This window comes from Mycoplasma sp. 3392 (genome assembly GCF_053851755.1).
In genome coordinates, this window is record NZ_JBSQBF010000001.1 from 338,938 (window position 1) to 352,417 (window position 13,480).

Below are 13,480 nucleotides of genomic sequence, written 5' to 3' on the forward strand. Positions count from 1 at the left end.
GTTGCTGCTGCAACTTTATAAAATGTACACCTCTATCAATCCTGGACTCTTTTCACTCTTTGATGTTTCCAATACTTTGAAGCTTACGTATTCTTCTCATTCATATCTATCATTTTTTCTAAGCTTGTGTTCTAATTTTGTTTCTAGTCACTGTTCTAATGAAAGATTCAGTTCATCATCCGACATTTCGTTGTCAATTTCCAATTGTTTGAATAATTGTTTCATTGTGATGTTTGCTTTAGCTCGAGAACGCTGTAAAGAAATTTCATAAATGTCTTCATCGTTGTCATACTCATCATATATTTCTCCAACTAATTCTTCCAAGATATCTTCTATTGTGATGATTCCTATCACTTCACTTGATGAATTGTTGGCAGTAACAAAGGCCATTTGTGCTCTATTTAGACGCATTTTTTCAAGCGCACTTGACAGCGACATGTTAGCAGTAACATTAGGTACCATTTTTAGATAATTAATTACTTTTCCACTTTTTTTATTGAAAATATCTTTTAAGTGAACAATTCCAATTAATTCACCATTTTTAACTACTGGTAAACGTGAATACTGAGTTTCTGCAAATAATTCAAAAGCATCAACAAGTGAAGCACTTGATTTGATAGTTTGTACGTTTTTCAGTCTGATGTAGTGAGTCGAAACTTTAGTTGAATCCAAGTCAAGTGCTTTTTGAGTAAGAATTGATTCTTTAGTTTCTAAAACCCCTTCCTCGCTGGCAATATCTAAAATAGATTTAATTTCTTCTTCTGAATTTGTTATCAGTGCTTTTTTACCGATTTTAGAAATTAAGAAAGTTAGTGGATAAGAAATGATGTATAAAAATTCAATGAAATAACAGAATATTTTTAAGTATCCAATAGGGTGTGATTTAGCAACAATTTTTGGTGTTATTTCACTAAAAACGACAATTAATGGGGTCATAACAGCAGTAGAAATTACTGGAATTAAGTTATTACCTGCCCCCATTCATATTCCTAAAATGAATGAGGTTAGTGTTGAGGCACCAATATTAACAGCATTGTTAAATAATAACAAGGTACTCAATGTTTGGTTGAATTTATGATAGTGTTTTTGAATAATTTTTGCACCACGCACTTTCTTTTCCACTAACATATTAACTTTTGCTAAATTCAGTGATGTATAAGAAGTTTCTGCTCCTGAAATAATCCCTGAAATAGTCAACAATAATAACAAAATAACAAATAAAACGATTTGGATTGGTGTGGCAATAGTAGTGCTTGTAGTAACACTTGTACTATTTGCTAAATTTACCAAAATCTGCTGGGAGTCTTCTAACATATATTTTCCTTTTTATATATAAATGTACTTAAAATTTTACTAAATTTCCTTTTAAATGTTTGAAGATAACTTACAAGAGATCCCACAATGATTTAAAGAAGCAAAAACTATGGGAAGAAAAATGCTTTTGAGTTATAATTGTATAAGTTTTTATTTTGAAAAATACTATAAATTCGCAAAAATAATGGACATTTAGGAGAAAAAAATGACACCGACTAAATTATGAGGGCTAGGTGGAATGCAAGAGATTGGAAAATCCACTTTAGCAATCGAACATGAAGATGTAATTTTCATTCTTGATTCAGGAATTAAATTCCATGATTCTTTCACTACAGGAATAAAGGGTTCAATTCCTGACTATACATATTTACACGATAACAACAAAAAAGTTCAAGGACTTTTCATTACCCATGGACATGAAGATCACATTGGGGGAGTTCCTTACTTAGTACAGCAAGTAGACGTTAAAAGAATTTTTGCACCAAGAATAGCTATTCAATACTTAAAACTAAAATTTAAAGATTTAAAACTAAAAGTAAACGTTGAATTCATTGAACTTACCGCAGATTTTGAATTCAAAATAGGCAATGTCAAAGTTGATACTTGAACAGCACAACACTCAATTCCAGATGCTTTCGGAATAAGATTTACTACCCCAAATGGTTCAATAATGTGTACTGGAGATTTCAGAATTGATTACACACCTATTGGTAATTTAACTGATTTCACTAAGCTGCATAAAATGGGTGCAGAAGGGCTAGACATTTTACTAAGTGACTCAACAAATGCAATGCGTCCAAATCACTCACCAAGTGAAAAAGACATTTTAAAAGACATTGAAGAGCATATGTTAAATGCAAAGAAAAAAATTATCGTTACTGCATTTGCTTCAAACCTAACAAGAATAAAAGCAATTATTGAATTAGGTTCGAAAATGAACAAAAAGGTTGTTGCTTTTGGACGCTCAATGGTTCAGGGTATTGATATCGGACGGCGTTTAGGTTATATAAATGCTCCTGATGAAGTTTTTATCGATAAAAAGAATATTTCGAAATATGATGATAATGAATTGTTGATTTTAACAACTGGATCACAAGGTGAAGAAATGGCAGGGCTTGCTAAAATGTCTTACCAAAAACACCCCCAAGTTACTATTAAAAATGGTGATGTAATTATTTTCTCTTCTTCACCAATTCCTGGAAATCGTTCAAAAATCGAGCTTTTGGTCAACCGTTTATATAAACTAGGAGCAATTATTAAAGAAAATGGTCCAGATGGTTACCTACATACATCAGGGCATGCTTACAAAGATGAACATAAAACCATTTTCAATATTGTCAAACCCAAATACTTTATGCCTTACCATGGTGAGTATCGGATGAGTGTAGTACATGGTCACACTGCTACTGAATGTGGAGTTAAGCCAGAAAATGTTGTAGTTGCTAAATTGGGTGAAGTTTATGAACTAGTTAATCATGAACTAAAACTAAGTGACCAACGCATTTATACTGGTCCTGTGTTTATTGATGGTGAAGTTGTTTCAAAAGTTAACACTCAAATTTTAAAAGAAAGAATGGAATTGGCAGCTAACGGATTTGTGCATGTGATTTTAGCTATTAATAAAGAAAAAAATATTATTTTAGGGCGTCCAAGAGTTGTGTCTCGTGGAGCTTTCTATGTTAAAAACTCTGCTGATTTAATTGAAGAAAGTAAAAGGTTAGTTCACAGTGCTGTTTTATACACAATTAGAAACAAAAAAGACTGAACTGTGCCTGAAATTAAACAGTTGATAAAAGATCGTTTGGAACCATTCTTCTACAAAGAAAAACGTCGTAATGTAGTGGTAATTTCAACAATTTTAATAGCTGATGAAACTGTAATGAAAGAAACGAAAAGTCCCGCTAAAAAACAAAGTAGTAAAAAAAGAGTTGAAGAAAAAATTGCTGTCAAAGCTAAAAGTTTAGAAAAAAAAGTGAAATTAGAAACCGTTAAACCGAGAACCAAAAAGCAATTAGCTATTAACCAAGAAACTCAAGACTCAAAAGCATCAACAAAAATTGAGTTGAAAAACCAAAAACCAAAAACCACGAGAAGACCACGCAAAACAAATCAACCAAACACCACTAAAATTGAAAAAAGTACTCAGGAACAGGCATAATTTGACCTGTTCCTTTACTTTTTATTTCTCTTGTTTATAATTTAATTAGGACACTTTTTAAAAGTTTGTCTAATAAACAAAATTTGTAAGGAAGAAATGAAAACACATAAAATGATACTTTCAGGTTTGGCACTTGCGAGTATTTTAAGCCCACTTTCAGCAGTCATGCTGTCTTGCCAAAACATTGAAAAAAGTAAGGATGGTGTTGATATCAATAAATTTGTTACAACTAAAATTTTCAATGATCTTTTAGAACAAACTAAAGGACGTTGAGCTGGAAACAAAAGTAACATTACAAACTACAACAGTGAAACGTTTGCAATTGATCAAGAGCAGTTGACAAATAAAAACTTGAAAAGGTTGTATCCTTTGGGTGCTGATGTAAAAGAAGATAAAAACTATGGTAGTTTGCACGCTTATGAATACATCAAGCAACAAGTTATTAATCTAGGATACACTGACCATACTCCAGAATTTTCATACCCAAATCAAAGCGTAATTTCAGTTTCTAAAGATGAATCAACAAGCAAAGAAGTTGCAACTTGAACATTAGGTCAAGATACAAGTGAATCGCAACTATCTGACAAAACTTGAATTGTTTACAACAACTCTTTAGAGCAAAGAAATAGATATCATGATTTAATGAAAAAAGATGGATTAGTTTCACAAGGTTTCTTGTTCCACACTTCAAAGACATATAACAACCTTGGAACAAATCTTATTGTAACAGTTAACCCAAGTTCTAAAAACTTTGAAGCAGGAACTGAACCAAAAGATTTCTATATTGCTTCACACTATGACTCAACAGCTCAAGGACCTAACAAGAGTTCTTGAGGAGCGACTGATAATGCAACTTCAGTTGCAGTAAATTTAGCGCTTCTGAAATATTACTCAGATGAAAAAAATCGTGAAGACTTAGGAGTTAGATTGCACTTTGTTTTTGTCGATGCTGAGGAATTAGGAAAACTAGGTTCTTATGCATTTGTTAAACAATTTTTAAGTAGTTCAGATAACAACAAAAATAGTATGAAAGATAATTCCGTTGGAATGATAAATCTTGATACTGTTGCCGGTGGAGATGTATTGTATGTTCACTCACCAGATGCTAAAATGTTTTACTCAAATACAGATAGCACAATTAGAGATCAATTACATGCCATTTCAAGAGCAAAAAGCTTACTCGCTAATAGACCAGATTATCTATTAGAAATTCACCCATACTACACTGCAGGTGAATATAAACCAGGACAGACTGGTGATTGATCTGATCATGCTCCGTTTTGTACTGAAGTAGTTATCCCTGTCGCCTACATAGAAGCAACAAACTTCGCTATTAAATCAAATTATGGTTCTTTTGATGGATATTCGCAAGTAACTAATCCGAAAGCCTGAATTACTAAAGACGGAAAGAACATTGAGCTAGTAAAAAGTAAATTAAATGGTTCAATAGTTGATGTTTATGATCTACCAGAAGGAATAAAAAGAGAAGATATGGTAGTTGCTGGTAACATTTGACACTCAGACTTAGACCGTTTAGACTGAGTTCAAGCAAACATTGGTAACAAACTATACGAGCAAATGAATGTTGTTTATGAACTATTGATTGACTACTTTAAAATCATTAGTGTTAAAGATAATGAAGGTAAGGTTGTCAACTTACTAATTTAGTGCCAAAATCACTCATGCTACTGACAAAATTTAGTTAGTCAGCACCGAGTGTTTTTTTTTTTTTTTTTAAAGTTTCTTGTTCAAATTAATTGAAAGTTATTGTTTTGAGGATTTTTTTGACTTTTGCGTTTAAAAGTTTGTGCAAAAAATCGAGAATAAAAACAAAAAGACTTATTTATGAGAACAAAAAAGACTAAAAAAGGCCATATTGCAACTTTTTTGCACCAATTTGTTTTTTTTTTTTTTTTGATATACTTCAAAAACTTTTTTACACATCATCTCTAAAAGTCTAAGGAATTTAATGAAGAAAACTAAAAAAATGGCAATCATCCTATCGATACTAAGCACACTAGTTATAGGAGGTTCTGTTGCTTATGTGATAGCATCACGTTCGCATCAAAAAACAAGTGCTTTAAACACAGAAAATTTAGATAAAACATTGCAAGAAGTTGCAATCTTTTTAACTGAAAATAACTCTAACAATGAATATCAAGAATTAAATCAAAAATATGAATCAGTAATCCAATCAAAGAATAGTTATACAAATCAAAGTCAGATTGAAAAAGATAACAATGATTTAACAGACTTACTAGCCAAGGCAAAAGAGAATCTAGCCTACAGAACAGAGCTAAAAGAAAAACAAAAGCAAACAGTTTTGCAACCTATTGAAGAAAACACAAAAGTAGTGACTGAAATTGACAATTTCATAAAAGATAATCAAAACAATCTTTCAGAAGAAGAAAAACAACAGCTAACTGATTTCATAACAAAAAATAAAAATGACATAGCAAAAGCCAGCGAAAATAATGACGCTGGCAAAATTCAGGAATTAACTAAAGAATTAAACGATAGATTATCCAATGTTAAGTTACAAGTGACTCAAAATAAAGAAGTTGCTAAAGAACAATCACGCAGTAAATCATTAAAAGCAAACGAATTGATTGAAAAATTAGATGAAAATCAAAAAGAACAATATTCTAACTCTATTGAGTCAAATACAGCTTCTGACAATGATAATTTAAAGACTATTATTGAAAAAAATAAAGATTTAGACAAAATTATCAGTGATATTAACAATCAAATTATTGAAAATACTCAAACAAAAGACGCAAATAATGCTTCTCAACAACAAGCAAAAAATTTATTAGAGTCATTATCTAACAACACTGATGTTGATACTCATTCACTAAAACAAAAACTACAAGAATCTATCGAAAAAAATAATAGTGATTTTGTTAACTCGTCAACTACTGAAAATAAAAAACAAGCTACTAACAATTTAAACGCTGAGATTGAAAAAATTCAAAAAGAATTTGAAAGCTTGAAACATCGAAAAGCTGTTGATGATGCAAACAAACTTATTGATTCATTGAGTAATTCTGATACAGACTCAAATCTAAAGAATAAATTACAAGATATATTGAAAAATAATTCAGTTGCAAGCAATGGTTCAACAAGTAATTTAGAAGACATAACCAAGAAAATTAATAAAGCAATCGAAGAAATTAAAAACATTCAAAACCAAGAGTTACAAGAAGCTAAAAACAATTTAGAAAAGTCACTAGATAAGGCTCAAGAAACGCTTAAATTTTTAGAAGAACTTAATAACCAAAAACCAAGTAACGCACTGAGTGAAAACATCGAAAAACTGAAGAAAGCCTTGCAAGATCAAAACACAGTTGATGCAAAGAACAAGCAATCACTAACAACACTAAACAATGCTATTAATCAAGCTGTTGAAGATGCTAATAACGAAGTCAAAGACTTGCAACAACTAGCAAAATCTAACTATGATAAGCTCCTAACTAGCGTTAAAGAGTTAAGAAAAAATAGCACTGATGAAAATTTAAATGCATACCTAGACAAAGTAATTGAAGACAATTCAAATCTAAATAACCCAACTACATTGACATACAACAAGGCTATTGAAAATCTAGAAAATGCTAGTGCTAGAGCACAACAAGCTAAAGGCTTTAATACTGAAAAAGACACCATTTTAGACTGAATTGAAGCGAATAACTCTAGTGTTGATCCTAAACTTATAACTGACCTAAAAGACAAATTAAAAGACATTAGTAAAAATTTTGATAACAATTTCAATAATCAAAACTCAAAAGCTAGTGATTTAAGTAATCAGGTTCAAGCATTAAAAGATGCACTTAACAAAGCAAAACTTGAGAACAAAAAGAATGAACTGGATAATCTACAGTCAAAAGTAAACAATGAGTTAAAAGATAATGATAATGATCCAAAAATCAAAGCAATAAAAGACGAGTATGACAAGCTGTTAGAAAAAGTGAGAAATTTAAACACTGAGTCAGAAATAAGTGATGAAACAGTTAAACAACTTGAAGAAACTGCTGACAAATTAAAACAACAATTAGCCAAAAGTTTAGAGCAACAAAAAGGTAATGATCTGATTGCAAAAGCTCAACAACTACTTGATGGCAATAGTAGTCTAAATCAACCAAAAGCAAAAGAAGAACTAAGTCAAAAATTAGGTGCTTTAAAACAAAAAATCGAAAACAACGAAATTAGTCAGGAAGACTTAGAAAAAGCAGTCGAAGATCTTAATAAAGCCATTGATGATGCACAAAAAACTAACAGTGACTTAAATTTAAAAGACAAGATTGAAGAAACAAACAAAGTATTAGAAAATCTTCCTGAAGAATATAAAACAAAACTAAAAGAAAAAATAAAAGAAGTACAAAATGGTACAAAACTTGAAGATTTAGATAAAGATCAAATTGATAAGTTATTAAATGATTTAGATCAAAGTCTTAACAAAGCAAAAGTTGATAATAGTAAAGAAATTCTTGACAAAGAGTTAGAAAAAATCAACCAGCTGACTGAAAATAACACAGAATTAAATCAAAAAGCGAAAGAATTAGCAGACAAAGCTAAAAAATTGGCTTCACAAGATAGTATAAGCGATGCTGAAATTAAAAAGTTGGAAGAGGAAATAAAAGAATTAGATCACGACATTGATAAGCAAAAAGGCAAAGAACTAATAAAAGATATTGAAGACTTTGTCAACAGTCCTTCAAGTAACCAAAATCCTAAGAATGAAATGACTAAATTGCTAGATGAAGCAAAAGATTCTATTGAAAGCAGTAAAACTTCTCCTGAAGAATTGAAACAAAAACTTCAAGATTTAAAAAATGCATATACTAATGCTCAAAATGAGAATGCCAATATAAATCTAAAACAAAAAATTAGCGATGTTGAAGCGTGACTAAACACAAATTCTGTTGAAAACAATCGTTTAGTAAATAGTCCTTCTAATTCTTCTGGAATTCTAAAATCTTCACTAACTAGCTTAAGCAGCGCCCTATCGGATGCAAAGGTTAAAAGCAATTCGAACGAACTTAATAAAGATGACTTTGACACAATAACAGAAGATTTAGATGCTAAATTAAAGAGAGTAAGACTTGCAAAAATTATTGAAAGCATTAATGTAGAGAACAATGCTTCATTGAATAAATATGTAGAAAAAGCAAAACAACAAGGTTACTTGACTGAAGTATCTTCAATTTCAGAAAATTCAAAACAATTATTAAATGAAGCGCAAATAGATACATCACAAGTAGTAAATTTGGAAAACCGTTTGGGCGCATATAACTTGAATATTGCTAAAGAAGGAATGAAATATTACTTAAATAAAGTACAAAATTTCGCAAATCAACCTTCGACAATGCAAGAAATTAAGTCAAAAGCTAATGCTTTGGTGCAAGAGTTAAACGATGCAATTGGTAAAGAAAATATCAATGTAAGTGAAGCTAAACAGTGAATAGGTGATGCAGATGCAAGACTAAATAATCTTGAAGATGAAAATAAGAACATATTAAAAAATAAGATAACTAACCTAGAAACTCAGGTAAGCAGCTGATTATCACAAAACGCTGCACAACAAAACTTAACAACAACACAAAAAGCACTCAAAGATCAGCTAAATTCTACTCAGTCTGCTAAGAACTCTAATTCAGCAGCAGCAATGTTTGAATCACACCAAAATTTAAGTGAGAAATTTGAAGCAGCTAAGATTGAACTTATTAAAAACAATGCTACACTAGTAAAAACTAATTTGGAAACAACATTAAGCGAAACTAATTCGTTACTGGAAAAAGTTAATAATGATTTTGCGTCTCAAGATATACCAGAAAAAACAAATCTAGCAAATATTAGAAATGAAGTGACTCAAGCAATAAGTGAAGCAAGTTACTTAATTAACTCAGATTCGCCTTCAAAAGAAAAAGTTGATGTACTAACAGCAAAAGCTAAAAATTTTGCAAATTCTAAACTAAAAGAAGAACAAAGATTAAACAGTCGTTTATCGTTAAAAAACACTGTTGCAAGTATAGATGGTCCAAATGATCCTAAACTGACTGAATTTGTAAACAATATGTCATCTAAATATACTGAAAAGCTAAATGATCCAAATATGCCTTTAAGCGAATTAAAAGACATAGCTAATAAGCTGAATAATATTAATAATATAGTTTCTGCTAAGAATACATACAATAAACAAGCTAATGCCATTTTATATTATGCGAATAAATATCCTGGTGCAGCTTATGTATCTGATGTTAAATGAATGTTAGCAAAATATAATCCTATGGCTAATGAACAACTAAGAGAAGACGGAAACCCTGGACTCATTTGATCGTGCAAGAGCAAATTTTTCCATGCCTTGCCTGCTATAAATTGAGCGAATAAAGAGGGATTCTGAGTAGCAGACGCTTTATTACGAGAACTAAGACAAAATGGATCACCATATACACAAGAATTAATTGAAGCCATTGAAAATGCAAACCACTTAGATGGAAAAGATATAAATGAAACTAATGTCAAAGAACCGGTAAACAAATTGCAAAGAGAAATTGAAAGAATCAAACAATTGGAACAAGAGCGTCAGGAAAAATTGAAAACCAGTGAGCAAAGCTAGATAGCAAAAACATTCAAAAAAAACAAATAAACTCTTTTTACTCCACTAATGTGGAGTTTTTTATGCTTTTGGTCAGTTTATAACTCTAAACAAGACACAAAAAAAGACAAGAAATTCTTGCCTTTCATTATGGAAATTAGATCAGTTGGTCAAAAATGTCTTCACCGGTTTCTAGTAATGGACAATCAAAGTTACGAGCAACAATGTTTCCGGCTGTTCCTAAACCCATCAGTGGTTGTTTGAAAGCATGTGGTTTTGTGAAAGATTTCGAAAATACTGTCAGTGGTAACGCTTCACGTGTATGATCACTTCCTGGTCAAGTAGGATCATTTCCATGGTCTGAAGTCATAATCAATAAGTCATCTTCTCGCATTGCATTTATTAGTTTTGTTAGTTTAATGTCAAGACGTGAAATGTTTTCACTGTATCCAGTAGGATTACGACGGTGTCCGTAGTGGCTATCAAATTGAACTAAGTTGACAAAAACAAATTGATTAGTCGAATCAGAAGAAGCAATGTCGATAGCGATATCCATATTTTCATCGTCACTTGCAGGTCCATAAATTGTTTGGATTCCTACTCCTGAAAAAATATCTTTAATTTTTCCAACTCCAATAGTTTCAACACCTTTTGCTTGTAAATCCTCTAGTAAAGTCCTCTTCGGTGGCACGTTAGCGTAGTCGTGGCGGTTAAATGTACGAGTAAAGTCACCATTTTGTCCGATGTATGGGCGACTGATAACTCTTGCTACATTTCATTCTGGTCTAGATGAACAAATTTCTCTTGCTTTTTTAGCATATTCATTTAGTTTGTCTAGTCCTAATGCTTCTTCGTGCCCACAAATTTGCAATGTTGAGTCAGCTGATGTATAAACAATAATCTCTCCAGTTTCCATTGATCTTTGACCTAATTCTTTTAAAATTACTGTTCCACTTTCTGCTCTGTTACCAATAAGCTTACGATTATCTCAAGCTTTTGATAACGCTTCTAGCATTTCTTTTGGAAATCCATTTTCAAGAAACTGAGGACTTGGGGTTTTAGTCAAAATTCCCATCATTTCTCAGTGTCCTGTCAGTGTATCTTTTCCATTTGAAAGTTCATGGATTCTTCCAACATATGCTAGCGGTTTTTTATTTCTTGGCACGTGTCCTGCCATTTTTGCAACTTCAGTAATTCCTAGTTTATATCATGTAGGAATTTTGTAAGGTAAGACTTCTGAGGCGTGTAAAAATGAGTTAGCCCCCTTGTCTCCAAATTCTTCTTGACGTGGTTCAGGACCAATTCCTAGTCCATCAGTTACCAACATAAATATACGTTTAAATTTAGGCATTTTATCTCCTTTGTACTCCTTAATTTTATTACACATTTTTCACAATTATGATATATGGGGTAAAATTTTAATACTAAGCAAAAAGAATGAAATAAGGAGAAAATAAAGACAATGCAAAAAACCAAAATTGTAGCCACAATCGGCCCTTCAAGTGATAATTTAGAAACCATGAAATCACTGCTTTCAAATGGTATAACTTGTGTCAGAGCAAACTTTAGCCATGGAAGCGGACAAGACCACAAACACAAATTTGATTTAGCTCGTCAAGCAAGTGATGAGTTAGGAGTCAACGTATCTTTAATGCTTGATACTAAAGGTCCTGAAATCAGAATAGGAAAAATGTTAGATGATATTCAACCTATTCAAAAAGATCAAACATTGGAACTTGTGTGTGACCCTAGTCAATACAAAGAAATGGTAGGAAACAGTCAAAGAGTTTGTGTCTCTTATGAAATGCATAAAGACTTAAAAGTGGGTGACACAGTTCTATTAGATGATGGTAAATTACAAACTAAAGTAATTAAAATTGAAAATAGTTCAGTATTTGTCAAAGCAAATAATAGCCACAATCTAAAAACTAACAAGAGAATCAACATTCCTGGAGTTGAATTTTCACTACCATTTATGTCACAAAAAGATCGTGATGATGTCTTATTTGGTATTGAGTATGGTGTTGACATTATCGCTGCAAGTTTTGTTAATAATAAAGAAAACTTGATTGAACTAAGAAATTACATGCACAAACATGGTGGAGATAATATTCAAATTTGTTCAAAAATTGAGTCTCAAAGTGGAGTTAACAACATCGATGAAATAATTGAACACAGTGATTCAATCATGGTTGCACGTGGAGACTTAGGATTAGAAATTCCTTTTTACGAAGTTCCTAGAGTTGAAAAAATGATTATTAAAAAATGTTTAAAAGCCAAAAAACCAGTTATTGTTGCTACTCAGATGCTAGACTCAATGGAAAAAAATCCATTACCTACAAGAGCTGAAGTAACAGATATTTATTGAGCTAATGAACTGGGTGCAGATTCAACAATGTTAAGTGGCGAAACTGCAAGTGGAAACTTTCCATTAGAAGCAGTGAAAGTAATGCATAAAGTAAATCAAGCAACAAATGAAGATATTTTACACTGTCCTACTAAATTCAAAAATTACATTACTAAAATCTTTAACTATGCTGATGAATCTGAAAAATGAGCTTATGATATGGCTCTAGAACTATTTAATGATGACAGTAAATACCTTGTTGTTTTCTTACAAAACGATATTAACAAGCTTAAAACCTTAGCTAAATATCGTCCAAAACAAGAAATGATTGTTTTCGTAAATGACGAAAAACTTAAAACAAGATTCGGAATTGATTACAACATCAACATTCAAAAACAACTTCTTTCGTACGATGAGTTCAAAAAGTCAGGATTTTCTTCAGAAAAACTAAAAAATTCAATTTTTACTGAAAAAAATAGCAAAATTTTAACTTTTTAGTTCTATAATGGTTTTATAAAAAAACAAATTAAGGAGCTAATATGGGATCATGCTGTAAAGAAAAAACAGCTTGCAAATGCAAATGTGAAAACAAAGAAACCCAATGCAATTGCAAAGTTGACCAAAAATGTAGCTGCAAAGAAAAATGCAACTGCTAATTGTAGTGAAATAGACAGGTTCTTGCCTGTCTATTTTTCTAATTACTTTTGTGTGTTTAAAAAAGTTTCAATTTCTTCTTTGGCAGCTTTAATATAAGCTCCTGGCAATTTTGAGCGACCCAACAATTTTCCACCAAAGTAACGAACAACAAAAACCGCCAAGTTTTCAACATTTTTAAGCTGTAATAAATTCAATAAAGGCAATCCTGCTGAGTTTTTTGGTTCGCCATCATCAAAACCTTTTTCGCTCATTGAACCATCATTGTTTTTAATTCGATATGCATAACAAACGTGACGACAACGTTTGTGTTCTTTATACAGTTGTGCATAATAGTTGTGAATTTGGTTTTCGTTACTAACAGAATAAACATATGCCAAAAAACGAGATTTTTTTATTTCAATTTCATACATAC

At 31.3% G+C, this 13,480-nt stretch carries 7 protein-coding genes; 4 read left to right on the forward strand and 3 right to left on the reverse strand.

Going from position 1 to position 13,480, the window contains the following annotated elements; all coding sequences use genetic code 4:
* Positions 1-15: 15 nt before the first annotated feature.
* Complete coding sequence (locus ACWXVV_RS01370; RefSeq protein ID WP_455978947.1) at positions 16-1,314, reverse strand: CNNM domain-containing protein; 1,299 nt, start codon at positions 1,312-1,314, stop codon at positions 16-18.
* A gap of 205 nt (positions 1,315-1,519) precedes the next feature.
* Here ACWXVV_RS01370 and ACWXVV_RS01375 point away from each other — a divergent pair, with 205 nt between their 5' ends.
* The 3 genes from ACWXVV_RS01375 (at position 1,520) to ACWXVV_RS01385 (ending at position 10,085) form a co-directional block, all read left to right on the forward strand.
* Positions 1,520-3,472, forward strand: a complete 1,953-nt coding sequence (locus tag ACWXVV_RS01375; protein ID WP_456012457.1) for a ribonuclease J — start codon at positions 1,520-1,522, stop codon at positions 3,470-3,472.
* A 96-nt stretch (positions 3,473-3,568) separates the two neighbouring features.
* A complete protein-coding gene (locus tag ACWXVV_RS01380) occupies positions 3,569-5,140 on the forward strand; it encodes a M28 family metallopeptidase (protein ID WP_455984528.1) in 1,572 nt (523 codons plus the stop codon).
* A 301-nt stretch (positions 5,141-5,441) separates the two neighbouring features.
* Positions 5,442-10,085: a hypothetical protein gene (locus ACWXVV_RS01385; protein ID WP_456012458.1), complete on the forward strand. Its 4,644-nt coding sequence runs from the start codon at positions 5,442-5,444 to the stop codon at positions 10,083-10,085.
* Between the two features lie 136 nt (positions 10,086-10,221).
* Here ACWXVV_RS01385 and ACWXVV_RS01390 read toward each other — a convergent pair whose 3' ends face one another.
* Complete coding sequence (locus ACWXVV_RS01390) at positions 10,222-11,415, reverse strand: phosphopentomutase (RefSeq protein ID WP_438341375.1); 1,194 nt, start codon at positions 11,413-11,415, stop codon at positions 10,222-10,224.
* 111 nt (positions 11,416-11,526) lie between these two features.
* On the opposite strand from ACWXVV_RS01390, the gene pyk reads away from it, so the two are divergent.
* Entirely contained in the window at positions 11,527-12,909 is a 1,383-nt protein-coding gene (gene pyk / locus ACWXVV_RS01395; RefSeq protein WP_455984525.1) for a pyruvate kinase, read from the forward strand.
* Positions 12,910-13,109: 200 nt separating this feature from the next.
* Here the strand turns inward: pyk and ACWXVV_RS01400 are convergent, their stop codons facing one another.
* Positions 13,110-13,478 carry a YigZ family protein gene (locus ACWXVV_RS01400; RefSeq protein ID WP_438341373.1) on the reverse strand — a complete coding sequence of 123 codons (369 nt, stop codon included), beginning with the start codon at positions 13,476-13,478 and terminating at the stop codon, positions 13,110-13,112.
* Between the last annotated feature and the right edge of the window lie 2 nt (positions 13,479-13,480).